The organism is Plantibacter flavus (assembly GCF_002024505.1).
Classification (GTDB): domain Bacteria; phylum Actinomycetota; class Actinomycetes; order Actinomycetales; family Microbacteriaceae; genus Plantibacter; species Plantibacter flavus_A.
Genome location: NZ_CP019402.1, coordinates 3,458,965 through 3,481,558 on the forward strand (window position 1 = coordinate 3,458,965; position 22,594 = coordinate 3,481,558).

The window sequence follows — 22,594 nt, forward strand, 5'->3', positions numbered from 1 at the left end:
GACAGGCTCAGGGACCGGGGAAGCGACTCAGGGACCGGGGCTACTGGGTGCTGAACGCCGCGTCGAAGGATTGCTCGGGCAACTTCCAGAGCAGGTTCCGGATGTACCCGACGGCCTCCTCGGCTCCGTGCAGGCGGTCCATGCCGGCGTCCTCCCACTCGATGGAGATCGGCCCGGCGTAGCCGATGCTCGAGAGGGCACGGAAGGCGTCCTCCCACGGCACGTCGCCGTGACCGGTCGACACGAAGTCCCAGCCGCGTCGCGGGTCGCCCCAGGGCAGGTGCGAGCCGACGATGCCGGCGTGACCGGTGGCCGGCCGGATCCGGGTGTCCTTGCAGTCGACGTGGTAGATCCGGTTCGCGAACTCGACGATGAACCCCACCGGGTCGACGCCCTGCCACATCATGTGCGACGGGTCCCAGTTGAAACCGAACGCCGGGCGGTGGTCGATCGCCTCGAGGGTGCGGACACTCGTCCAGTAGTCGTATGCGATCTCGGACGGGTGCACCTCGTGGGCGAAGCGGACCCCTTCGGCGTCGAAGACGTCGAGGATCGGGTTCCAGCGGGTGGCGAAGTCCTCGTACCCGGCGTCGATGACGGAGGCCGGTACCGGCGGGAACATCGCGGAGTACTGCCAGATCTTCGACCCGGTGAAGCCGACGACCGTGTCGACGCCCAGCTTGCGGGCGACCCGCGCGGAGCGCTTCATGTCCTCGGCCGCGCGCTGACGTACCCCCTCCGCGTCGCCGTCGCCCCAGGTGTAGTCGCGGACGATCGCCTGGTGGCGGAAGTCGATCGGGTCGTCGCACACGGCCTGGCCGGTGAGGTGGTTCGAGATCGCGAAGACCTCGAGACCGTGCCGGTCGAGGATGTCGAGGCGGGACTGCAGGTAGGCGTCGTCCTCATCCGCGCGCTTCAGGTCGAGGTGGTCGCCCGAGGCCGCGATCTCGAGGCCGTCATAGCCCCAGGAGGCGGCGAGGCGGGCGACCTCCTCGAAGGGGAGGTCCGCCCATTGTCCGGTGAACAGGGTCACCGGGAGGCGGCTCGCGTACTGCTTGTCGGTGGTGTCGGTCATGCGTTGATCCTCTGCTCGTCGTCGGTGGAGGTGGCGATCGCTTCCCAGCGACCGGTGTCGGCCGCGTCCAGAACGGCCTCGGTGATGCGCGCGGTTCGGAGTCCGTCCGCGAAGACGGGCAGACCGTCCGGCGACTGTCCGGCCATCGCCGCGTAGCTGTCGGCCACGAAGGCGTTGAAGGCGTCCTGGTAGCCCATCGGGTGCCCCGAGGGGACGATGGACAGGCGTGCGGCGTCCGGGTGCAACTGGTCGGCGTCGCGAGGCAGCACCTGCGTCCCCGACCGACGGCCGAGCCAGAGCGTCTCCGGCGCTTCCTGGTCGAAACCGATGATGAGTTCCGTCCCGGCGACCTCGAGGTGCAGACGGTTCTTCCGACCGGGCGCGACCTGCGAGACGAGCAGCGTGCCGATGGCGCCGCCCTCGAGCCGGATGACGACCGCGGCCGCGTCCTCGGTCGTGACCTCCGGGGTGTTCGCGCGTTCGGCGAAGAAGGTGCGGACCGTCGAACTCAGCTCGGTGATGTGCGCGCCGGTGATGAACTCCAGGAGGTCGACGAGGTGGGAACCGATGTCGGCGAAGGCGCGCGAACGGCCCCCGGCCGCCGAGTCGACCCGCCAGTTGTCGTCGGCCTGCGCGAGCAACCAGTCCTGGAGGTACGACCCGCTGATCGTGAGCAGGGTCCCGAGGTCGCCCGCGGCGACACGCGCGCGGGCCTCCCGGACGAGCGGGTGGAAGCGGTAGACGAACGGCACCGTGCCGACGACACCGGCCTCGGCTGCGGCGCTGACGAGACGCTCGGCGGTCGCGGCGTCGGTCGCGAGGGGTTTCTCACAGACGACGTGCTTGCCGGCCGCGATGGCCGCGAGTGCCTGCTCGGCGTGGAGCGCGTTCGGCGTGCACACGTGCACCACGTCGACCGAGGGGTCGGCCAGCAGCTCGTCGAGCGAGCCGTACCCGCGCTCGAACCCGAGGTTCGCGGCGACCTCCCGCGAGCGCTCGGGCGTCGAGGCGACGACACCGACCAGCCGGGCACCCGCCGCGCGGGCCGCCCGGCTGTGGACGGTGGCCATGAAGCCACCGCCCACCACCGCGATACCGGGACCGGCCACGGTCATGCTCCGAAGGTGCCGTCCGCCGGCGTCCACGACTCGGGGAGCGCGGGAGCGAGCTCCACGGTGCTGACGACGTCGACCGAGGTGCGGCTCAGGCCCGACTCGGCCGTCGAGACCATGACGTCGAGCACGTGGTAGGCGAGCTCACCGGAGGCACGCTCGGGACGACCGGCGCGGATCGCCTGCGCGAGCTCGACCACACCGGTTCCGCGGCCCTGCGTCGGACCGGTCGACGGGATCGACTCGGGTTCCTCGCCACCGCCGTAGACGAGCAGGTCACCCTCGAAGGTGTTCGGGTCGGGGACGACGAGCGTGCCGGTCGAGCCGGCGACCTCGAACTGCGTGCGACCGAGCTTGGAGTCGAAGCTGAAGACGCTCTGCGCGAGCTGGCCGCTCTCGAACTCGAAGAGGGCGCTCACGTGCGTCGGCACCGTCACGTCGAACGACTCACCCGCGCGCGGGCCGGATCCGATCGTCCGCTGCGGGAAGGCCTGTGAGGCCAGAGCGGTGACGCGGGCGATCGGCCCGAACAGCTGCACGAGCGCCGTGATGTAGTACGGGCCGATGTCGAAGAGCGGACCGGCGCCGTCCTGGAACAGGAAGTCGGGGTTCGGGTGCCACGACTCCGGGCCGGGGCTCTGCATGAGGGTCAGCGCGGTGAGGGGCTGGCCGATGCCACCGGCCTCGACGAGTCGGCGGGCGGACTGGATGCCGGCGCCGAGGAAGGTGTCCGGTGCCGTGGCGACGCGGAGCCCCTTCTCCTTCGCGGCGGCCAGCAGGGCCTGCCCGCTCTCACGGTCGAGCGCGAAGGGCTTCTCGCTCCACACGTGCTTGCCGGCGTCGAGGATCTGCATGGCGACCTCGACGTGGACCTTCGGGATGGTCAGGTTGACGACGATCTCGATCTCGGGGTCGGCCAGGAGTTCGGCGACCGAGCCGTGGCCGGGCACCCCGTACTTCTCGGCCTGCGTCTTCGCCCGCTCGAGGTCGAGGTCCGCGACGAACCGGACGTCGAGGTCGGGGAAGGTCACCAGGTTGCCGAGGTACTGGTCGCTGATGACGCCGGCGCCGATGAGTCCGACACCGACCGTTCCGGTGCTGTTGCTCATGCCTGGACTCCGTTCGTGGTGAGGTAGGTGAAGCTCTGCTCGAGCCCCTGGAAGATGTCGCCGTCGAACGCGTCGAACTCGACGACGCGCAGGGCCTGCGGTGCCGCGGCGAGGATGTCGAGCACCGGGACGACCCCGGCACCCGCGGGCAGCTGCTTCAGCGTGTCGCGGGAGGCGTCACCGTCCTTGACGTGGATGAAGCGCACGCGATCACCGATCGCGCCGAGGACGTCGACCGCGCGGCGTCCACCGACCTCGACCCAGTAGGTGTCGACCTCGAACACGACGGCCGGGTCGGTGAGTGCGGCGAGGTGCTCGAGCGGGCTGGTGCCCGCGACGTCGCCCTCGAGCTCCCACCAGTGGTTGTGGTAGCCCACCTGGACCCCGTGACCGGCGGCGACCGCCGCCGCGGCGTTCAGCTCGTCGGCGATCGACGCGACCGTCTCTGCCGTGGCGAAGCGCTCTTCGGCGATGGCGGGGTCGATGAGGACCTGTACGCCCTGCTCAGCAGCGGCGCCGAAGGCCGCCGACAGGTCGATGCCCTCGGCGATGACCTTGCCGTGCGCGCTCGGGGTGGCGAGGCCGGCATCGTGGATGTCCTGCAGGCTGACGCCGGGACCGAAGCCGAACGGCTCGGCCTGACGGAAGCCGATCTCGGTCAGGCGCTGCAGCGCTGCGGCACGATCCGCGGTGAGCGGCTCCCGTACCGAGTAGAGCTGGACAGAGAGTTGGGAAGTCGACACGATGCTCCTCAATGATGATGGTGTCAGGCAGCCGCTGCTGCGAGATCCAGGCTAACCACACTTCTGTCGGTGGTCAAACAAAAGTCTCCCACCGGTCGCCACTCCCCCGGCGACGAATACCGCAGGAGTCGGAAGCGTGGGGGACAATGGAGAGGTGAACTCAGCTCTGCTCTCCCGGATCGTCGCTGATTCCAGCGACCGCATCTCGTGGCTGCGGGCTCGTTCGCGCGGGATCACCGCGACCGACGTCGCCACCCTCTCGACCCCGGCCTCGATCCAGCGGGCGGCCGACGCGAAGCTCGGCGGGACGGGCTTCTCCGGCAACGCCTTCACCGACCACGGGCGCGCCCGCGAGCCCGAGATCGCCCGGTGGGTCGCCGCGACGCACGGGATCAACCCCTCGTCGGCGCTGTTCCGGGCCGAGGTCGAACACCGCCACCTCGCCACCCCCGACGGCATCGCCGTGACCGAGCGCGGGGCCGTCGTGCTCGCGGAGATCAAGACCACGACGAAGTCCTGGCGCTCGATCCCCCGCAACTACCTGCGTCAGGTGTGGTGGCAGCAGTACGTGATCGGCGCGGAGCGGACACTCGTGGTCTGGGAGGAGCACAAGGACTTCGTCCCCGTCGACGACGAACCGCTCTGTCGATGGGTCGAGCGCGACGACGCCGAGATCGCGAAGCTGGTCGGCCTCGCGAACGCACTCATCGACGAGCTGTACCACCGCACCAATCCGGCCGCCCGGCGCCCGGTCCTCCCGGAGCCCGCGCCCGTCGCTCGGCCGCTCCGGGAACCCCTGGTGAGCCTCGACTTCTGACGACAAGTCGACAGAAGTCGACCGAGGTGGTTGACTGTGGCCATGACCGAGCCGCTACGCCCCTCCCCCGGAGCACCGGGCGCCGGCGACCTCTTCCAACTCTTCCGCGGCGGTGAGGCACGCACGAAGTCGGAGTTGTGCGCCCTGACCGGCCTGGCCCGCTCCACCGTCTCCCTCCGGATCGACGCCCTCGTGGCCGCTGACCTGCTCCGTCCCGCTGGAGAGGCAGCCTCCTCGGGTGGCCGCCCGCCCGCACGGATCGCGTTCAACCCGCTCGCGCGCGTCGTCGTCGCCGTCGACTTGGGGGCGACGCACGGGACGGTGGCCGTCACCGACCTGGCCGGAGCGATCCTCGCGACGAGCCGCGCGGAGCTGCAGATCGCCGCAGGACCCGAGCCCGTCCTCGACTGGGTCGTCGAAGCGGCGTCGGCCCTGCTGGCCGCTCCGCAGACGTGGGCCACACCCCAGCCGGTCGCTCCCCCGGTCATCGGGATCGGGATCGGCCTGCCGGGACCGGTCGAGCACTCCACCGGACGGCCGACCAACCCGCCGATCATGCCGGGCTGGGACCGCTTCGACGTCCCCGCCTACATCCGCCGGACCCTCGACGTCCCGGTCCTCGTCGACAACGACGTCAACGTCCTCGCCCTCGGGGAGCACGCGATCTCCTGGCCGGACACCGACGACCTCGTCTACGTGAAGGTGTCCACGGGGATCGGTGCCGGCATCATCGCGGGTGGCGAACTGCAGCGCGGCGCACTCGGTGCGGCCGGCGACATCGGGCATGTGCAGGTCCCCGTCGGACGGGACTCCCCGCGCGCAGCCGACGACGACCGCGACCTCGAGGCCATCGCGAGCGGGCCGGCGATCGCCACCGAGCTCCGCGCCCACGGGATCGACGCCATGAGCAGTCGCGACGTCGCAGCGCTCATCCGCGCGGGCGACCGGACGGCCATCGAGACCACCCGGCAGGCCGGCCGGGAGATCGGTGAGGTGCTCAGTGTCGTGGTGAACCTCCTGAACCCCTCGGTGATCGTGCTCGGTGGGACGATGACGCGTGCCGGCGAACATCTCCTCACCGGCGTCCGCGAAGTGGTCTACCGTCGGTCGATGCCGCTCGCCACCGGGCACCTCGGCATCGTCACCTCGACGGCCGGCGAGGAGGCCGGGGTCTTGGGAGCGGCGATCATGGTGCTGCGCGACGCCCTGTCCGCACCCGCGATCGACGCGATGACTCAGCCTCGGGCGCTCGACGCCGCATCGACCTGACGCGCGTCCTCCACTGTGGAACCAGGGCGTCCGTCGTCGTCCGCCTTCCCGACGGCGAGCACCTCCGCCAGGCCGTATCCGACGAGCCAGAACAGGGCGATCGTCATCGCCGCGAACTCCAACCAGCTCCCGACCTGCTGCCCCACCTCGGCGAGCGAGAGGAGGCCGCCGAGCCCCGCGATCACCGCGACGGCTGACCCCGCGAACCAGGACAGCCGCCGGACGGCGCGCAACCGCGATCCGAGGGCCGACCCGATCATCGCCAGGCAGGCGAGCGCGAAGCCCAGCACCGCGAAGGAGATGTGCACCGCGTCCTGGAGCGTGAACAGCGGGTTCGACGGGATCGGGCACTCGTAGGTACAGGTCACCCGGGACGCCACGAGGAAGCACAGGCTCGACAGTCCGACGAGCAGCCAGGGGACGAGCAGCAGTCCGACCCTCGTGCGGCGCTGACCGGGCTCGCGGGACGGGAGGACTCGCTGCAGCGCTCCGGCGATGCTGAGACCACCGATCGCGACCATGAGCAGTGCCGCGTTGAAGACCGGAGCCGTCACCTCGCCGGTGGCGCCGAGGCCGCTCACGTAGCTGTTCTTACCGAGACTGAGACGCGCGGCCCAGATCATGACCGTGGCGACCACGACGAGCACGCCACCGATGATCGCGAACGCGAGGGCGACGGACCGGCGACGGCGGACCGCCGAGGAGCGAGGGACCCGCTGGTCCGATGTGGCTCCCGTCATCCGCGGATGAGCCTCGTCCGGCTCAACGCGATGACGGCGCAGCCCATCAGGCCGATGAACCCGGCGATGGCGATCATGTAGACGACGACGGCTCCCCAGCCGCCGGGCTGAGCCGGGTTGAGGAACGGGTACGGGTACCAGCCGACGATCGATCCGCGGATCATCGTGTAGACGGTCCAGACGAGCGGGAACGCGATGATCGCCCACACCTGACGCCATTCCAGGCGGGACTTGCCGGGCGTCACGATCCAGACGAGCACCAGGTAGATCGGTGCGATGAGGTGCAGCACCTCGTTCGACCAGCCGAGGGTGTGCCCCTGGTCGAGGGCGATGCCGCGGAGCAGCAGATTGTAGACGACGCCGGTGGTCGCCATGTAGGTCACGACGCAGCCGAGGACGAGGTTGTACCAGGCCGGATCGCGTCGCAGCCGGAAGCAGTACCCGGCGCCGACCAACAGGACGATCGCACTCAGCGCGTTCGACAGGATCGTGAAGTAGCTGAAGAAGTTGACGAAGAAGTCGTCGGGCGCATCACCGAAGGACAGGGTGTAGACGAACTGGCCGACGATGGCGGCGATGATCACCCCACCCGCGATGATCCTGATGACTCCGAACAGTGCGCGCATTGCGCCACTGTATCGGAAGCACGCTCCCGACGATCGGGCGACAGCCGGGCAGCCGTGTCCCCCGAAGAGAGGGAATCGTTTCCAGCCAATTGACACCCCCGTAACAGCGCCGACTCATTCGACGGGTTTGATGAGAACAGAGCCGGACCACGCACCGGAGCGAGACTCGTCGCCGAGCCGACCTCCGCCGGGTGGAGCTTTCGGGGGATGAACGACGAAGGAGTACTCGATGCGTCAAGGAGTCGGACACTCCTGGTCTCTGGCGACAACCGCGGACGCGGTGAAGCCGGCACCGGAGACCATGCGAGCCGCGGTGATCGACGCCGTCGGCAGCCCTGAGGTCCTCCGGATGGAGACCGTACCGACACCGCGTCCGGTCATGGCGGAGTTCCTCGTGAAGGTCGTCGCGGCCGGCGTGAACCCGGTCGACGCCAAGACCCGCGCGGGCCGGGGCGTCTCCTCGGCCATCACGACGATGCCGGCCGTCCTCGGGTACGACTTCAGCGGCATCGTGGTCGAGTCGCCCTTCGCTGCGGCCGGCCTCCTGCCCGGCGACGAGGTCTACGGCATGACGAGTTTCCCGCGGACGGGCGGCAGCTATGCCGAGTACGTCACGGTGTCCTCCCTGAGCCTGACGCGGAAGCCGACGACCCTGTCGCACGTCGAGGCAGCCGGGGTCCCCCTCGCCGCACTGACCGCGTGGGGCATGGTCGTCGACGTCGCGAAGGCGCACGAGGGGCAGCGCATCCTCGTCCACGCCGGGAGCGGCGGTGTCGGGCACTTCGCCGTGCAGTTCGCCACCTACTTCGGCGCGCGGGTGATCGCCACCGGCTCCGGTCGGAATGTCGGTTGGCTGCGCGAACTCGGCGCCCATCAGGCGGTCGACCACGAGTTGCACCGGTTCGAGGACGTCGTCGACCAGGTCGACGTCGTGATCGACCTCGTGGGCAACACCGTGGAGGACACGGGGTCGCGATCCCTGCGGGTCCTCCGCCCGGGCGGGCTCATCATCAATGCGCCGACCGGTTCCTGGCCGACACTCGAGGAGGAGGCCCGGGCCGCGGGCGTCCGCGCGACGCGGTTCACCGTGGCACCCGACGGCGCCACACTCGACACCATCAGCAGGCTGCTGGAGTCCGGGGACGTCCGGGTGTTCGTCGACCAGGTGTTCGACCTCGACGCCGTCCGGCAGGCCCACGTGCTCCTCGAGGGCGGGCACTCACGCGGCAAGATCGTCCTCAAGGTCGCCGACGGCTAGGCTGCCGCCCTTCGACCAGCTCAGGGACCGGTTGGGGGCGCTCAGGGAGCGGTTGGGGGCGCTCAGGGAGCGGCGACAGGACCCCGCCCTTCGACGAGCGCAGGGACCGGAGAACCGGTCAATGAGCCCCACCCCGGTCACTGAGCCTGTCGAAGTGCGCTCCCGAAGACCTGCTCCATGACGAAGTCGTCGTGCCGTTCGGGTCCGACGAGGAAGGTCTTCGTCCCCACGACCGTGAACCCGCTCTTGTCGTAGAACCGGATCGCCCTGGCGTTCTGCTGGTTCACCCCGAGCCACACCGACGTCACCTCTCGGGACCGGGCGTCGTCGAGGGTCGCCTCCATGAGCGTGCGCGCTCCGCCGGCACCGTGGCTCGCGGGGAGCACGTACAGCTTGCTGAGTTCCGCCGTCGGGCGGTGCGCGACCGCAGCGAGCACGTCGGCGTCCACCGGATCGCCGAAGACGAGCATCGTGTAGCCGATGGCCGTGCCGTCATCGTCATCGACGAGGAGCCGGAGCGCGCGTCCGGAATCGGCCAGGTAGCCGGTGAACCGGTCGAAGGTGAAGTGCTCGGCGATGAACGCGTCGATGTGCTCCTGCGCGGTGCCGGGCGGGCAGGCGAGGGCGAAGGTCGCTGCGGCGAGCGTGGCGAGGGTGGCGGCGTCATCGGCCGTGGCGGTGCGGGTGGAGACCATCCCTGCATCGTACGACGCCACCCCGTCGTACGACGAAGGCCCGGTCGCGTGACGCGACCGGGCCTTCGTGCTGGTGAGACTAGATGGAGTTGACGTCCAGCGGGATGCCGGGGCCGAACGTGGTCGACACGGCGCCCTTCTGGATGTAACGGCCCTTCGAGGAGGACGGCTTGAGGCGGAGGATCTCCTCGAGCGCGGCGTTGATGTTCTCCTCGAGCTGCGAAGCGTCGAACGAGGCCTTGCCGACGACGAAGTGCACGTTGGAGTGCTTGTCGACGCGGAACTCGATCTTGCCGCCCTTGATGTCGGACACGGCCTTGGCCACGTCCGGCGTCACGGTGCCGGTCTTGGGGTTCGGCATGAGGCCACGGGGACCGAGGACCTTACCGAGACGACCGACCTTGCCCATGAGCTCCGGGGTGGAGACCGCGGAGTCGAACGAGGTGTAGCCCTCGGCGACCTTCGCGATGAGCTCGTCGCCGCCGACCTCGTCAGCACCGGCCGCGATCGCGGCTTCTGCTGCCGGGCCCGTCGCGAAGACGATGACGCGGGCGGTCTTGCCCGTGCCGTGCGGGAGGATGACCGTGCCGCGGACCATCTGGTCAGCCTTGCGCGGGTCGACACCGAGCTTGAGGGCGACCTCGACGGTGCTGTTGAACTTGGCGGAACCGGTCTCCTTGGCGAGGGCGACGGCCTCGTTCGGGGTGTAGTACTTGTCAGCCTCGATCTTCTCGGCTGCGGCCCGGTAGGCCTTCGACTTCTGTGCCATGTGCGTTCTCCTATGAGAAATGTGGTCATCTGCGCCTGGCCGGCGCTGCCACGAGTGAAAAAGTGAGACGTGCGCGGTTCCGCCTGGTGGCGTCCCCGAAGCGGGTCGAGAGGGTTAGCCCTCGACCGTGATGCCCATGGAGCGGGCGGTGCCGGCGATGATCTTCGCGGCTGCGTCGATGTCGTTCGAGTTCAGGTCGGGAGCCTTCTGCTCGGCGATCTGACGGACCTGCTCCTTGGTGAGCTTCGCGACCTTGACGGTGTGCGGGGTACCGGAGCCCTTGGCGACGCCGGCGGCCTTCTTGATGAGCTCCGCTGCGGGCGGGGTCTTCAGGATGAAGGTGAACGAACGGTCCTCGTAGACGGTGATCTCGACGGGGATGACGTTACCGCGCTGCGACTCGGTGGCCGCGTTGTACGCCTTGCAGAACTCCATGATGTTGACGCCGTGCTGACCAAGGGCGGGGCCGATGGGGGGAGCAGGGTTTGCGGCGCCGGCCTGGATCTGCAGCTTGATGAGACCCGTGACCTTCTTCTTCGGTGCCATGTTTCTTCCTTCTTCTGGGGTTCGAGCGCCATCGGATGATGTGCGCTCTCCCGCGCGCCCGTCGGGCGGCGGTGGACTGTGGAGCCGTGTGGCTTAGAGCTTGGTGACCTGGTCGAAGCTGAGCTCGACCGGCGTCTCGCGCTCGAAGAGGGAGACGAGCACCGTGAGCTTGCCGCTCTCGGGCTTGATCTCGCTGATGGAGCCGGGGAGACCCGCGAACGAGCCTTCCTTGATCGTGATGGTCTCGCCGATCTCGAAGTCGACCTCGGCGGGGATGACACGCTGCTGCGTGGCGCTGCCCTTGGTGCCGGAGCCCTTGACGGGCGCGGTCTCCTTGACCTCGACGAGCGACTTCAACATGTTGAAGGACTCCTCGAAGCGGAGCGGCGTGGGGTTGTGCGCATTGCCGACGAAGCCGGTCACGCCAGGCGTGTGGCGGACGACCGACCAGCTGTCCTCGTTGAGGTCCATGCGGACGAGCACGTAGCCGGGGATGCGGACGCGGGTGACCATCTTGCGCTGGCCGTTCTTGATCTCGACCACGTCTTCCATGGGGACCTCGACCTGGTAGATGTAGTCCGCGACCTCGAGCGTCGACTTGCGCTGCTCGATGTTGGCCTTCACCTTGCGCTCGAAACCGGCGTAGGAGTGGATGACGTACCACTTGCCGGGCAGGAAGCGGAGTTCCTTGCGGAACGCGTCGTAGGGGTCCTCCTCGGACTCCTCGGCGGGCTCGGCGTCGGTGGGGTCGGCCTCTTCTTCGGCGATGGCCTCTGCTGCGGCTTCGACCTCGGCGGCCTCATCGAGCTCGAGGGCGTCGTCGACGACGGCGTCGGCCTCGGGGTCGACGGCTTCTGCCATCGCGTCGAGCACGGCGTCGAGGTCGACCTCGGTGTCGCCGGTCTCCTCGACGTGGACGGCGTTGTGCTCAGCGGGGTCGACGGAGTGCTCGTCGGCCGAGAGCACGTTGCCCTCCTGGGCCTCGTCGTCCTCCGAGGACTGCTCGGCAGCGGTTGCCCAGTCGACGTCGTTCGAGTTTCGCTCAGACACTGATTTCCATTCCGTTTCTGTTGTGCGGATCGCGGGTGATCCCCGACCGCGGCGCCGGATCCTGGCGCGTGACGACTGCGTCGCCGTCTGTGATTGTGGAACCCGGGTACCGGGCCGGAGCACCGGAACCTGAGCGGAACTAGCTCGCGGTACCGAACACCAGCGTGACGACCCAGGCGAAGACGAAGTCGATGCCGTAGACGAGCGCCATCATGATGCAGACGAAGATGAGCACCACAGCCGTGTAGCTGAGGAGTTCCTTCCGCGTCGGCGTGACGACCTTCTTGAGTTCCGCGAAGACCTGCTTCAGGAACAGGACGATGCCCGAGAAGAAGCCGCGCCGTTCGGCACGGTCCGCCTTCGCCTTGACGACGACGTCCTCGCCGGGCGTGTCGGTACTCTTCGGGGCCACTCGTTACACCTTTCGTGTGCCGGTGCATACGCACCGACTCGCAGGGCGGACAGGACTTGAACCTGCAACCTGCGGTTTTGGAGACCGCTGCTCTACCAATTGAGCCACCGCCCTTCAGTGCTGACGCACCGGAGGGGTCGAAGCTACCCTGACCTCCTGTGCGTTGCCTCACCACACGGGTGAAAACAGGCGCAGAAAATCATGGCAGATTTCAACTACCTCCATCTAGTGTACGGCACGGTCGCCCGGCTGTAAAACCGGCGTCAGGTCTCGCCGGCGAGGGATCCCTCCTCCTGCACTCGGAGCGCTTGCTCGCGTAGGGTTGCTCCTTCGGACGCACGACGACTCGACCCGGGGGGACCGATGAGCAGCGCAGACGAACACGAGACGACCTCGAAGGCGGCGGAGACGAACCGCGAGGACGATCGCCGGATCCCGCCCCGCTTCGCGGATGACAGCCCGCTCCCGGGAGCCGGCCCGATCCAGGCGTTCCTCCGCTTCTGGAAGCGGTATCCGATCTTCACCGGGCGGGCCAGCCGGAGCGAGTTCTGGTGGTGGGTGGTCGTCCACGCCGTCATCGTCACCGCACTCCTGGTGATCGGACGCGGCGTCGACGTCGCGACCGGGGTGACGGCCGGTTTCTGGGAGGGTCAGGTCACCGAAGGCCCCGCATGGGGCGTCCAGAGCATCCTGTCCGGGATCTGGGGTCTCGCGACGATCATCCCGGGGCTGTCGCTGAACGCACGCCGAATGCACGACACGGACCACAGCGGCTGGTGGCAGCTCATCAACCTGGTCCCGATCTTCGGGTGGTTCTTCTTCATCTGGCTCGCGGCGCAGCCGAGCGACCGGGGCGGTGCCCGCTACGACACGGGGCCGAACCGCGAGGGCGCCGAGATCAAGCCTGGCGACGCTCCGCAGTGACCCGCCGGTCCGGGAGGACCGTGTCGGCGATCGCGGCGAGGACGAGCACGCCGGTGCAGAGACACCCGAGGACGAGTTCCCCGAGCTGCGGCAGGAGGAACGCGGCGACCGCGCAGCCCGCGAGCATCGCGAGGCCGATGACCGGTGCGAGGGGTACGGCGCGGTCGACGACGAACCGGAACAGCGACAGCCCGAGCAGGTAGAGGACCGGGCCGCCGAGGATGACGACGCCCCCGGCGAGTTCGACGGCGTCGGCGGGTCGGTCGAGGATCTCCTTGTCCCCCACCGAGACGAGCACGATCCCGGCGACGACCACGACGTGGGCGTAGCTGTATCCATCGCGCGCGATGCGTCCGAGGCGTCCCGGCCCGCGTCGTCCGGAACGACCCTCGTCACCGTCGGCGCGGTCGGCCTCCTCCTCGGCGGCCTCGACCGCTCGGCGTCCCGCCGCCTCCGTGCGGTGGAAGTACAGCCACCACAGCGCGACCGCGGAGACGAAGGCGCTCAGCATCCCGACGACGGCGTCGACCGACGTCTCGAGCTCGACGAACGCGAACCCGGTGACGAGCAGGGACTCACCGATCGCGATGATGATGAAGAGCGACGCCCGCTCGGAGAGGTGCGCACCGGAGAGCTCCCAGCTCTCGACCTCCGAGCGCCGCACCCCCGGCAGTCGGAATCCGAGGGCCCCGCCGCCGTACTCGACGGCGACGGCGCAGATCCAGAACGCCAGTTGCCAGTCGGCCGGCACCAGCGCGCCGGCGATCCAGAAGACGGCGGCGAACGCGGTCCAGACGAGGACGCGTGCGAAACTCAGGGCCACGTCCCGGTCGTGCCGCCAGGTCGCCACGACCATGAACAGCGTCCGGACGAGCTGGAGCACGACGTAGGCGACGGCGAACGCCAGCGCGCGATCGGTGAACGACGCCGACACCGACACCGCCGCGACGAACGCCAACAGGCCGAAGCCGATGAGCGCGAGTCGCACCGCGAGCCGTTCCGGGTCGAGCCAGTTCGTCACCCAGCTCGTGGACACCCACGACCACCAGAGCGCCAGGATGAGGACGATCGACTCGAGCGCGGCGGTGACGCTCTGGTCGTCGGCGATGAGCTTGCTCAGCTGGGTGAGCGCGAAGACGAAGACGAGGTCGAAGAACAACTCGACGAACGTGACGCGCTCGGCGCGTTCGCCGGACTCCGGGCGACGGAGATCGGAGACGAGGCCGAATCTGGGGGCGGACATCTTCGTATCCTGGCAGGGATCCCGGTGCCGACGCCTCCCCCTCGGATTCGTCGACACCGGGTCGTGCTCGTCGCGAGCTGCGGGGACAGAGCCCGACGACCACCCTGCGAGCCTAGCAAGAAGTATTCCAGATGCACAAGGTCCAGAAGCATCATCGGAATATCGACGGTCACCGGCGGGTTGCGTCCGGAGGCCGCGTCGTCCGCGTGCCGCACCCCCACGAAAGGCATCACCCGTATGGATCTCTTCGCCCCCGTCCGACTCGGCGACCTCGAACTCGCCAACCGCGTCGTCATGGCCCCGCTCACCCGCATGCGGTCCGGAGCCGACGGCGTCCCCGGCGACCTCGTCGCCGAGCACTACAGCCAGCGCGCAGGACTCGGGCTCATCATCACGGAGGGCACCTACCCGAGCGCCGAGTCGCGCTCCTACCCGGGCCAGCCCGGCATCGTCACCCCCGAGCAGGTCGAGGGCTGGCGGGGCGTCGCGGAGGCCGTGCACGGCGCAGGCGGGCTCATCGTCATGCAGCTCATGAACGGTGGCCGTGTCTCGCACACCGACATCACTGGCACCGACCGCATCGTCGCGCCGAGCGCGATCGCCATCGCCGGCGAGGTCCGGACGCCCGCGGGCGCCCAGCCGTACCCCGTCCCGCACGCGCTGACCGCCGAGGAGCTCGACACGGTCCGCGAGGAGTTCGTCCAGGCGGCCCGCAACGCGATCGAAGCAGGACTCGACGGCGTCGAGCTCCACGCTGCGAACGGCTACCTGCTGCACCAGTTCCTCTCCCCCGTCTCCAACGTGCGCGACGACCGCGCCGGAGGCAGCCCGGAGGCTCGCGCGTCGTACGTCGCCGAGGTCGTCAGCGCGGTCGCGGAGGCGGTCGGTGCAGCGCGAGTCGGCATCCGCATCTCCCCGATGAACGGTGCCGGTGACACGGCGGAGACCGACGAGGCCGACGTCCGCGCGACCTACGAGGCCCTGCTCGACGCCCTGGCACCGCTCGGCCTCGCCTACCTCAGCATCCTCCACGAGGACCCGGCCGGTGCGCTCGTCCAGGACCTGCGCGGTCACTTCGGCGGCAAGCTCGTCGTCAACAGCGGCTTCGGCACCGTCACGACGCGCGACGAGGCGATCGCCCTCGTCGAGCACGCGCACGCCGACGCCGTCGCCGTCGGGCGTCTCGCCATCGCGAACCCCGACCTCGTCGAGCGCTGGGCGGGCGAGCACGAGGAGAACACGCCGAACCCGGCCACCTTCTACGGCCCGGGCGCCGAGGGCTACACCGACTACCCGCGCCTCGCGAGCTGATCACGCTCAGGTGAGGCACCTCGTCGCTCGACACCACCTCGGGCGACGAGGTGCCTCACCTCAGTCCGCCCGTGGCGCGTGCGACTCGAGGAACTCGTACACCTCGACGGAGTCGACCCCCGGGAAGGATCCGGTCGGCAGCGCCGCCAGCAGACTCGTCGGCGTCCGCGCCGCCGGCCAGGCCTTCCCCTCCCACCGTTCGGCGAGCGCCGGCGACGCCCGACGACAGCATCGCTCGTCGGGGCAGTTCGAGGTCGACCGATGCGGCGTCTCGCGTCCGCGGAACCACTTCACGTGCGCGAACGGGACGCCGACGCTGACCGAGTACTCGCCCTCCTTGGCCTTCTCGATCCGCGAGGTGCACCAGAAGGTGCCGGTGTCCATGTCGGTGTACTGATACCAGGGACTGAAACGGTCCTCGACGTCGAAGACGGTCCTGGCCGTCCAATTGCGGCAGACGAGCGAGCCTTCCACCGCTCCGAGGACGTCGGACGGGAACGTGACCCCGTCGTTCTCGTACGCCTTGATGATCGTCCCCGACTCGTGCACCTTCATGAAGTGCACCGGGAGTCCGAGGTGCCTCGTCGCGAGGTTCGTGAAGCGGTGCGCGGCGGTCTCGTACGACACCGCGAACGCGTCGCGCAGGTCCTCCATCGAGATGCGCCGGAGCTGTTTCGCCTCACCGAGGACGCGCACGGCGTCGCGCTCGGGCAGGAGTATGGCCGCCGTCAGGTAATTGGTCTCGACGCGCTGCCGCAGAAAGTCCGCGTAGTTTCCCGGCTCCTCGTGTCCGCACAGGTGACTGGCGAACGCCTGGAGGATGGGTGATCGCGAGTCACGGGACATCGAGGGTTCGGTCGGCAGGTAGATCCGACCGTTGCGCCGGTCGGTGACCGAGCGCGTCGAGTGCGGCAGGTCGCCGACGTAGTGGAGCGAGAACCCGAGGTGCTGCGCCATCTCCGCGACCGTCTGATGCGAAACCGGCCCTCCGGTGTAGCCGACGGCGTCGAGCAGCCCTTTCGCGACGGCCTCGAGCTCGGGGAAATGGTTGTCGGCCGCCCGCATGTCCGCCCGGAGGACCGCGTTGGCCCGGCGTGCCTCCTCGGGTGTCGCCGCGCGCTCCCGATGCAGGCGGGCGACCTCGTCGTGCAGCGCCAGCACAGTGCGCAACGTCTCGTCCGCGGTGCCTTTCGAGACCCGGATGGGCGCGATCCCGAGGGCGGAGCAGACAGGGCCCCGCTGAGCACGCTCGACGGCGATTTCGAGCGCGGCCCGGTCGCTCGGCGGTTCGTCACGGAGCAGGTCGTCGACGGTGGTGCCGAGGGCGGCGGCGATGACGCGGAGCATCGACAGGCTCGGCTCCCGATGCCCGTTCTCGATCGCCGATGCCTGGGACGGTGCTCGGTCGATCGCCTGCGCGAGCTCGTCGAGCGTGAGGCCTGCGCGAGACCGGGCATCGCGGATCCGGCGACCGAGGACGAGGGCGTCCGCGTGCGGAGCAGGTCCGTCACCAGGGGTGGCGGAGGCGGGTGGAGCAGCGGCGGTGCTGGTCATGGTGATCATGCTCACACGCGCCGGTTGTTCCGGCAAACAGAAGGTCGGCCGTTCTTCTGTCCACGGATGACGTCCGTCGGGGTTGCGGCGAGCGCAGGATCGTTCCCACAGCACGACCCGCCCCACCGACCTCGACACCACAGGAGTCATCGTGAGCAACGAAGCCACCCGACCGACCGACCACCGCACGCCCCTCCGCGCCGGCGACCAGACGCAGACGGCCGAGGAACTGCAGCGCGAGTGGGACACCGACCCGCGCTGGGACGGGGTCCGGCGCGACTACACCGCCGAGGACGTCGTCCGCCTGCGCGGCGGTGTCCGGGAGGAACCGACACTCGCCCGCCGAGGGGCGGAGCGACTGTGGAACCTCCTCCACACCGAAGAGTGGGTGCCCGCCCTCGGCGCGCTGACCGGCAACCAGGCCGTGCAGCAGGTCCGGGCAGGCCTGCAGGCGATCTACCTCTCCGGATGGCAGGTCGCCGCCGACGCGAACCTCTCCGGGCAGACCTACCCCGATCAGAGCCTCTACCCGGCGAACTCGGTTCCGGCGGTCGTCCGGCGGATCAACAACGCGCTGCTCCGGGCCGAGCAGATCGACTTCGCCGAGCGGGCCGTCGGGGAGGACCCGGGACGCGAGGCGATCGACTGGCTCGCGCCGATCGTCGCCGACGCCGAGGCCGGCTTCGGTGGACCGCTCAACGCCTACGAACTCATGGCCGGCATGATCCAGGCGGGCGCCGCAGGCGTCCACTGGGAGGACCAGCTCGCCAGTGAGAAGAAGTGCGGCCACATGGGCGGCAAGGTGCTGGTGCCGACGGGCCAGCACATCCGGACGCTCAATGCGGCCCGGCTGGCGGCGGACGTCGCCGGTGTCCCGACCATCGTCATCGCCCGCACCGATGCACTGGCCGCCACGCTCCTCACGAGCGACATCGACGAGCGCGACCTCCCGTTCCTGAACGGGAACCGGACCCCGGAGGGCTTCTACGAGGTGGAGAACGGCATCGGTCCGGTGCTCGCGCGAGGACTCGCCTACGCGGAGTACGCCGACCTGCTCTGGGTCGAGTCGGCGGAACCCGACCTCGACCTCGCCCGACGGTTCGCCGAGGCCGTCCACGAGCGGTTCCCGGGCAAGCTGCTCGCCTACAACTGTTCACCGTCGTTCAACTGGAAGTCGCACCTCGACGATGCGCAGATCGCGTCCTTCCAGCGTGAGCTCGCCGCCATGGGGTACGCGTTCCAGTTCATCACCCTCGCCGGCTTCCACGCGTTGAACCACTCGATGTTCACTCTGGCGAGCGACTACCGGGAGCGGGCGATGAGCGCGTACGTCGACCTCCAGGAGGCCGAGTTCGCCGCAGAGTCCAGCGGCTACACCGCCACCAGGCACCAGCGGGAAGTCGGTACCGGCTACTTCGACCTGGTCGCGACCGCCCTCAACCCCGGCAGCGCCACCCTCGCCCTCGCCGGCTCGACTGAGGAACAGCAGTTCCACTGATCCATCCCAGCCCCGCCCTTCGACAAGCCCAGGGACCGCTCGAAGGGCCCATCCGACGCACGACCATCCGAAACGGAGTCACCCCATGAACACCATGCTCGCTTCCCCGTCCACACCCACCACCGCGCCGGTGCCCACGCAACGCACCGGCCCCGCCATCGAGGTCGTCGGTCGTCTCGGTGACCGGTACGAGGAGATCCTCACCCCCGACGCCCTCGTCTTCCTCGCGGACCTGCACCAGCGGTTCGCGGGTGCGCGGCACGACCGCCTCGCCGAGCGCATGCGCCGACGCTTCGAGATCGGGAACGGCCGCGACCCGCGGTTCCGCGATGACACCGCGGCGATCCGGGAGGACCGCTCCTGGCGAGTCGCCGGCGCCGGGCCCGGTCTCGAGGACCGCCGGGTCGAGATCACCGGCCCCACCGATCCGAAGATGACGATCAACGCCCTCAACTCCGGCGCGAACGTCTGGCTCGCCGACCAGGAGGACGCGACGAGCCCGACATGGGCCAACGTCATCGGTGGTCAGCTCTCGCTGCGCGACGCCGTCCGCGGCGAGCTGACGTTCACGAACGAGGCGGGGAAGGTGTACCGCGTCACCGCGACGGAGACGCCGACGATCGTCATGCGCCCGCGCGGCTGGCACCTCGTGGAGAAGCACCTGCGGTTCATCGACCGCTCCGGGGCGGCCATGGCGGCCTCCGGGAGCCTCGTCGACTACGGCCTCTACGTCTTCCACAACGCCCGAGCGCTCATCGGCGCCGGCCGCGGGCCGTACTTCTACCTCCCGAAGTTGGAGTGGAGCGAGGAGGCGCAGCTCTGGGACGACGTCTTCACGTTCACCGAGGAGCGTCTGCGTCTCGACCATGGGACGATCCGCGCCACCGTGCTCATCGAGACGCTGCCGGCGGCGTTCGAGATGGACGAGATCCTGTACGCGCTCCGCGACCACTGCGCCGGTCTCAACGCCGGTCGGTGGGACTACATCTTCTCGATCATCAAGAACTACCGGGGGCGCGGTGCCCGGTTCGTCCTGCCCGACCGCAGCGAGGTGACGATGACGGTGCCGTTCATGCGGGCCTACACGGAACTCCTCGTGCAGACGTGCCACCGCCGCGGTGCGCACGCGATCGGCGGGATGTCCGCGTTCATCCCGAACCGGCGCGATCCGGAGGCGACGGCGCGCGCGATCGAGAAGGTCTCGGCCGACAAACGTCGTGAGGCCGGCGACGGCTTCGACGGGACCTGGGTGGCGCACCCGGACCTCATCGAGACCGCCAGGGCCGAGTTCGACGCGGTCCTCGGCGATCGCCCGAATCAGCTCGACCGTCTGCGTGAGGAGGTGTCGGTGACACCGTCGCAGCTCCTCGACGTCCGCATCGGTCGCGCGGTCACGGACGTCGGTCTCCGCGACAACGTGTCGATCGCCGTCCGCTACCTCGACTCCTGGCTCCGCGGGATCGGCGCCGCGGCCATCGACGGACTGATGGAGGACGCGGCGACGGCGGAGATCAGTCGATCGCAGGTCTGGCAGTGGATCCACCAGGACGTCGCGACCGACGACGGCCGTCCGATCACCCGTGAGCGGGTCGAAGGCCTCCTCGACGAGCTCCTCGCCTCGCTCCCCCGCGCCGCGGACGACCGCTTCGACGACGCCGCCGAGCTGTTCCGCGAGGTGGCACTGCGCGACGAGTTCCCGACCTTCCTCACCGTCCCGGCGTACACGCGGTACCTCGTCGACCCCGCGTAGGTGCACCACGTCCACAACTCCTGCTCACCATGGACCGTCAGCTCCGGCCCGCGCGCCGTCCGGAGGGCGGCGGGCCGGACAACCGGTCCTGGAGCAGGAGTTGTGGACCGGCGCCCTTGTCCGGTCCGCACGGGCCACCGTAGAGTCGGGCGTATGACCCAGAATGTGCACGAAGCGACGCCCATCCGTGCATCATCGGCCGGAGTGCCGTCGCACAAGTCGTCGTCGATGCACCGATGGAACGCGTCGAGCCGCTACGGCGCCTCACTCGTGGCCGTCGTCCTGGGCGGATACCTCGCCATGCGCGCCGGACTGAACGTCATGTGGCTCCAGTCGGACGCCGATGTCATCGGCACCCTGCTCCTCCAATTCTTCGTGGGCGGCGCGGTCCTCGTCGCCGGTGCTCTCATCGCCCCGGCCACCCTGGCGCGACGCGTGTTCGCCTCCGCCGTCGTCGTGGCCGGGCTCGCGGTCCATGCGGTCGGGTCGGCATCGGCGACCAGCGCGACGCCGCCGTTCCTGCTCTACGGATCCATGTCGATCACGATCGGCGCCTTCACCGCTGCCGCGGTCTGGTTGATCGTCCGTGGTCGATCCCTGCCGACCTTCGTCCTGCTCATCGGGTTCGCCGCCGTGCCGGTACTGACCGAGCGCCTGACCCACACCGGGTGGTCGGGCATCATCCGCGAGGACCTCCTGACGGGCGTCTCCGCCGCGATCGGCATCGGCGTCGCCTGGGCCGCTGCCGCCGTCGACCGCATCCGGTCCGTGTGACCCCGCGCGACCGCGACACACACTGTCCTCTCGACACCGGGTTCGGTACGCTCGGACTCGTGCCTGAATCGACTCCCACGCCCCGCCTGTCCACGAAGATCTCAGCGATCGCCGAGTCCGCCACGCTGAAGGTGGACGCCAAGGCGAAGGCGCTGCAGGCGCAAGGCCGGCCCGTGATCTCCTACGCGGCGGGCGAGCCGGACTTCCCGACACCCGAGCACATCGTCGAGGCGGCGCTCGTCGCAGCCCGTGACCCGAAGGCGCACCGGTACACCCCGGCGGCCGGCTTGCCGGACCTCCGCGCCGCCATCGCGGAGAAGACGCTCCGCGACTCCGGTCTCGAGGTCGACCCGAGCCGCGTCATCGTCACCAACGGCGGCAAGCAGTCGGTGTACGAGGCGTTCCAGGTCCTGCTGAACCCGGGCGACGAGGTCATCGTGCCGACGCCGTTCTGGACCACCTACCCCGAGGCCATCGCGCTCGCCGACGGTGTCGCGGTCGACGTCTTCGCCGACGCCTCGCAGAACTACCAGGTCACGGTCGAGCAGCTCGAGGCGGCTCGCACCCCGCGCACCAAAGTCCTCCTCTTCGTCTCGCCCTCGAACCCGACCGGCTCCGTCTACTCCCCCGAGCAGACGAAGGCGATCGGTGAGTGGGCGCTCAAGCACGGCATCTGGGTGATCTCCGACGAGATCTACCAGAACCTCACCTACTCGGCCGGCGACAGCGGCGAGGCGGTGAAGGCGATCTCCATCGTCGAGGCGGTCCCCGAGCTCGCCGAGCAGACGCTCCTCGTCAACGGCGTCGCCAAGACCTACGCGATGACGGGCTGGCGCGTCGGGTGGACCGTCGGACCGTCGGAAGCGATCAAGGCGCTCGGCAACCTCCAGTCGCACCTCTCCGGCAACGTGAACAACATCGCGCAGCGTGCGGCGATCGCGGCACTGACCGGCCCGCAGGACGCCGCCGAGACGATGCGCGAGGCCTTCGACCGCCGCCGCAAGCTCATCGTCGGCGAACTGAACAAGATCGACGGCTTCCAGACCCCGACCCCGCAGGGTGCGTTCTACGTGTACCCCGACGTCTCGGCGTTGCTCGGGCAGACCTTCGGCGGGGTCACCCCGACGACCTCGCTCGAGTTGGCCGACCTCATGCTGGAACAAGCCGAGGTCGCGGCCGTGCCCGGCGAGGCGTTCGGGCCGTCCGGCTACCTGCGCTTCAGCTACGCACTCGGCGACGACCAGCTCCTCGAGGGCGTCCAGCGCCTCCAGCGCCTGTTCGCTTCCTGACCCGAGGCGCGCTCGCTCGTCTCCGGGCGA

General features: G+C 69.5%; 22 protein-coding genes and 1 tRNA gene. 9 read left to right on the forward strand and 14 right to left on the reverse strand.

What is annotated here, in order from left to right; genetic code table 11:
• Nucleotides 1-40: 40 nt before the first annotated feature.
• Genes BWO91_RS15830 through BWO91_RS15845 form a run of 4 tightly spaced genes read right to left on the reverse strand, consistent with a single transcriptional unit; the run spans nt 41 to nt 4,039 of the window.
• On the reverse strand, nt 41-1,075 hold the full coding sequence (locus BWO91_RS15830; protein ID WP_064294543.1) for a sugar phosphate isomerase/epimerase family protein: 1,035 nt from the start codon (nt 1,073-1,075) through the stop codon (nt 41-43).
• The gene (locus BWO91_RS15835) at nt 1,072-2,190 is read right to left on the reverse strand and encodes a Gfo/Idh/MocA family protein (RefSeq protein WP_079004019.1); all 1,119 of its coding nucleotides are present in this window, start codon (nt 2,188-2,190) and stop codon (nt 1,072-1,074) included. Before BWO91_RS15835 ends, BWO91_RS15830 begins: the two co-directional genes overlap by 4 nt.
• Entirely contained in the window at nt 2,187-3,296 is a 1,110-nt protein-coding gene (locus BWO91_RS15840; RefSeq protein ID WP_071258759.1) for a Gfo/Idh/MocA family protein, read from the reverse strand. The genes BWO91_RS15835 and BWO91_RS15840 overlap by 4 nt, the downstream gene beginning before the upstream one ends.
• Nucleotides 3,293-4,039 carry a sugar phosphate isomerase/epimerase family protein gene (locus tag BWO91_RS15845; RefSeq protein ID WP_064294545.1) on the reverse strand — a complete coding sequence of 249 codons (747 nt, stop codon included), beginning with the start codon at nt 4,037-4,039 and terminating at the stop codon, nt 3,293-3,295. Before BWO91_RS15845 ends, BWO91_RS15840 begins: the two co-directional genes overlap by 4 nt.
• 154 nt (nt 4,040-4,193) lie before the next feature.
• Here BWO91_RS15845 and BWO91_RS15850 point away from each other — a divergent pair, with 154 nt between their 5' ends.
• Nucleotides 4,194-4,856 carry a YqaJ viral recombinase family protein gene (locus BWO91_RS15850; RefSeq protein ID WP_079003253.1) on the forward strand — a complete coding sequence of 221 codons (663 nt, stop codon included), beginning with the start codon at nt 4,194-4,196 and terminating at the stop codon, nt 4,854-4,856.
• A gap of 42 nt (nt 4,857-4,898) precedes the next feature.
• A complete protein-coding gene (locus BWO91_RS15855; RefSeq protein ID WP_071258753.1) occupies nt 4,899-6,125 on the forward strand; it encodes an ROK family transcriptional regulator in 1,227 nt (408 codons plus the stop codon).
• Here the strand turns inward: BWO91_RS15855 and BWO91_RS15860 are convergent.
• Both BWO91_RS15860 and BWO91_RS19960 read right to left on the reverse strand, forming a co-directional pair.
• Entirely contained in the window at nt 6,092-6,865 is a 774-nt protein-coding gene (locus BWO91_RS15860) for a DUF998 domain-containing protein (protein WP_167620518.1), read from the reverse strand. The genes BWO91_RS15855 and BWO91_RS15860 overlap by 34 nt on opposite strands.
• Nucleotides 6,862-7,491: a Pr6Pr family membrane protein gene (locus BWO91_RS19960; protein WP_064294549.1), complete on the reverse strand. Its 630-nt coding sequence runs from the start codon at nt 7,489-7,491 to the stop codon at nt 6,862-6,864. Before BWO91_RS19960 ends, BWO91_RS15860 begins: the two co-directional genes overlap by 4 nt.
• Nucleotides 7,492-7,792: 301 nt before the next feature.
• Between BWO91_RS19960 and BWO91_RS15865 the strand changes: the two genes are divergently transcribed.
• Nucleotides 7,793-8,749: an NADP-dependent oxidoreductase gene (locus tag BWO91_RS15865; protein WP_139205323.1), complete on the forward strand. Its 957-nt coding sequence runs from the start codon at nt 7,793-7,795 to the stop codon at nt 8,747-8,749.
• Nucleotides 8,750-8,886: 137 nt separating this feature from the next.
• Here the strand turns inward: BWO91_RS15865 and BWO91_RS15870 are convergent, their stop codons facing one another.
• The 6 genes from BWO91_RS15870 to BWO91_RS15895 all read right to left on the reverse strand — a co-directional run bounded on the left by BWO91_RS15870 (nt 8,887) and on the right by BWO91_RS15895 (nt 12,335).
• Nucleotides 8,887-9,444 (reverse strand): GNAT family N-acetyltransferase, encoded by a 558-nt coding sequence (locus BWO91_RS15870; RefSeq protein WP_079003255.1) that lies wholly within the window; start codon nt 9,442-9,444, stop codon nt 8,887-8,889.
• 79 nt (nt 9,445-9,523) lie between these two features.
• The gene (gene rplA, locus BWO91_RS15875; protein ID WP_064294552.1) at nt 9,524-10,213 is read right to left on the reverse strand and encodes a 50S ribosomal protein L1; all 690 of its coding nucleotides are present in this window, start codon (nt 10,211-10,213) and stop codon (nt 9,524-9,526) included.
• A gap of 114 nt (nt 10,214-10,327) precedes the next feature.
• The gene (rplK, locus tag BWO91_RS15880) at nt 10,328-10,759 is read right to left on the reverse strand and encodes a 50S ribosomal protein L11 (RefSeq protein WP_056014074.1); all 432 of its coding nucleotides are present in this window, start codon (nt 10,757-10,759) and stop codon (nt 10,328-10,330) included.
• A 93-nt stretch (nt 10,760-10,852) separates the two neighbouring features.
• Nucleotides 10,853-11,809: a transcription termination/antitermination protein NusG gene (gene nusG / locus BWO91_RS15885; protein ID WP_064294553.1), complete on the reverse strand. Its 957-nt coding sequence runs from the start codon at nt 11,807-11,809 to the stop codon at nt 10,853-10,855.
• A 139-nt stretch (nt 11,810-11,948) separates the two neighbouring features.
• Nucleotides 11,949-12,221, reverse strand: a complete 273-nt coding sequence (gene secE, locus BWO91_RS15890; protein ID WP_056014068.1) for a preprotein translocase subunit SecE — start codon at nt 12,219-12,221, stop codon at nt 11,949-11,951.
• A gap of 41 nt (nt 12,222-12,262) precedes the next feature.
• Nucleotides 12,263-12,335, reverse strand: a tRNA-Trp gene (locus tag BWO91_RS15895).
• Nucleotides 12,336-12,584: 249 nt separating this feature from the next.
• On the opposite strand from BWO91_RS15895, the gene BWO91_RS15900 reads away from it, so the two are divergent.
• A complete protein-coding gene (locus BWO91_RS15900; protein WP_064294554.1) occupies nt 12,585-13,145 on the forward strand; it encodes a DUF805 domain-containing protein in 561 nt (186 codons plus the stop codon).
• Here BWO91_RS15900 and BWO91_RS15905 read toward each other — a convergent pair.
• Nucleotides 13,120-14,388: a low temperature requirement protein A gene (locus tag BWO91_RS15905; protein ID WP_064294555.1), complete on the reverse strand. Its 1,269-nt coding sequence runs from the start codon at nt 14,386-14,388 to the stop codon at nt 13,120-13,122. The two genes, BWO91_RS15900 and BWO91_RS15905, sit on opposite strands and share 26 nt — an antisense overlap.
• Nucleotides 14,389-14,625: 237 nt before the next feature.
• On the opposite strand from BWO91_RS15905, the gene BWO91_RS15910 reads away from it, so the two are divergent.
• On the forward strand, nt 14,626-15,699 hold the full coding sequence (locus BWO91_RS15910) for an alkene reductase (protein WP_079003256.1): 1,074 nt from the start codon (nt 14,626-14,628) through the stop codon (nt 15,697-15,699).
• Between the two features lie 60 nt (nt 15,700-15,759).
• Here BWO91_RS15910 and BWO91_RS15915 read toward each other — a convergent pair whose 3' ends face one another.
• A complete protein-coding gene (locus BWO91_RS15915; protein ID WP_079004020.1) occupies nt 15,760-17,253 on the reverse strand; it encodes a helix-turn-helix transcriptional regulator in 1,494 nt (497 codons plus the stop codon).
• 151 nt (nt 17,254-17,404) lie between these two features.
• Here BWO91_RS15915 and aceA point away from each other — a divergent pair, with 151 nt between their 5' ends.
• From aceA to BWO91_RS15930, 4 genes are all read left to right on the forward strand, one after another.
• Nucleotides 17,405-18,751 carry an isocitrate lyase gene (gene aceA / locus BWO91_RS15920; RefSeq protein WP_079004021.1) on the forward strand — a complete coding sequence of 449 codons (1,347 nt, stop codon included), beginning with the start codon at nt 17,405-17,407 and terminating at the stop codon, nt 18,749-18,751.
• Nucleotides 18,752-18,845: 94 nt separating this feature from the next.
• On the forward strand, nt 18,846-20,501 hold the full coding sequence (gene aceB, locus BWO91_RS15925; RefSeq protein ID WP_153303601.1) for a malate synthase A: 1,656 nt from the start codon (nt 18,846-18,848) through the stop codon (nt 20,499-20,501).
• A gap of 153 nt (nt 20,502-20,654) precedes the next feature.
• Nucleotides 20,655-21,275: a hypothetical protein gene (locus BWO91_RS20270; protein WP_240555547.1), complete on the forward strand. Its 621-nt coding sequence runs from the start codon at nt 20,655-20,657 to the stop codon at nt 21,273-21,275.
• Nucleotides 21,276-21,334: 59 nt separating this feature from the next.
• Nucleotides 21,335-22,564: a pyridoxal phosphate-dependent aminotransferase gene (locus BWO91_RS15930; RefSeq protein ID WP_240555549.1), complete on the forward strand. Its 1,230-nt coding sequence runs from the start codon at nt 21,335-21,337 to the stop codon at nt 22,562-22,564.
• The last annotated feature ends 30 nt before the right edge of the window (nt 22,565-22,594 follow it).

What these genes read in the sequence shown, in the direction of transcription:
- BWO91_RS15830 (WP_064294543.1), bottom strand. Translation starts at nt 1,075, where the DNA reads ATGACCGACACCACCGACAAGCAGTACGCGAGCCGCCTCCCGGTGACC.
- BWO91_RS15835 (WP_079004019.1), bottom strand. Translation starts at nt 2,190, where the DNA reads ATGACCGTGGCCGGTCCCGGTATCGCGGTGGTGGGCGGTGGCTTCATG.
- BWO91_RS15840 (WP_071258759.1), bottom strand. Translation starts at nt 3,296, where the DNA reads ATGAGCAACAGCACCGGAACGGTCGGTGTCGGACTCATCGGCGCCGGC.
- BWO91_RS15855 (WP_071258753.1), top strand. Translation starts at nt 4,899, where the DNA reads ATGACCGAGCCGCTACGCCCCTCCCCCGGAGCACCGGGCGCCGGCGAC.
- BWO91_RS15860 (WP_167620518.1), bottom strand. Translation starts at nt 6,865, where the DNA reads ATGACGGGAGCCACATCGGACCAGCGGGTCCCTCGCTCCTCGGCGGTC.
- BWO91_RS19960 (WP_064294549.1), bottom strand. Translation starts at nt 7,491, where the DNA reads ATGCGCGCACTGTTCGGAGTCATCAGGATCATCGCGGGTGGGGTGATC.
- BWO91_RS15865 (WP_139205323.1), top strand. Translation starts at nt 7,793, where the DNA reads ATGCGAGCCGCGGTGATCGACGCCGTCGGCAGCCCTGAGGTCCTCCGG.
- BWO91_RS15870 (WP_079003255.1), bottom strand. Translation starts at nt 9,444, where the DNA reads ATGGTCTCCACCCGCACCGCCACGGCCGATGACGCCGCCACCCTCGCC.
- rplA (WP_064294552.1), bottom strand. Translation starts at nt 10,213, where the DNA reads ATGGCACAGAAGTCGAAGGCCTACCGGGCCGCAGCCGAGAAGATCGAG.
- rplK (WP_056014074.1), bottom strand. Translation starts at nt 10,759, where the DNA reads ATGGCACCGAAGAAGAAGGTCACGGGTCTCATCAAGCTGCAGATCCAG.
- BWO91_RS15900 (WP_064294554.1), top strand. Translation starts at nt 12,585, where the DNA reads ATGAGCAGCGCAGACGAACACGAGACGACCTCGAAGGCGGCGGAGACG.
- BWO91_RS15905 (WP_064294555.1), bottom strand. Translation starts at nt 14,388, where the DNA reads ATGTCCGCCCCCAGATTCGGCCTCGTCTCCGATCTCCGTCGCCCGGAG.
- BWO91_RS15910 (WP_079003256.1), top strand. Translation starts at nt 14,626, where the DNA reads ATGGATCTCTTCGCCCCCGTCCGACTCGGCGACCTCGAACTCGCCAAC.
- BWO91_RS15915 (WP_079004020.1), bottom strand. Translation starts at nt 17,253, where the DNA reads ATGACCAGCACCGCCGCTGCTCCACCCGCCTCCGCCACCCCTGGTGAC.
- aceB (WP_153303601.1), top strand. Translation starts at nt 18,846, where the DNA reads ATGCTCGCTTCCCCGTCCACACCCACCACCGCGCCGGTGCCCACGCAA.
- BWO91_RS20270 (WP_240555547.1), top strand. Translation starts at nt 20,655, where the DNA reads ATGACCCAGAATGTGCACGAAGCGACGCCCATCCGTGCATCATCGGCC.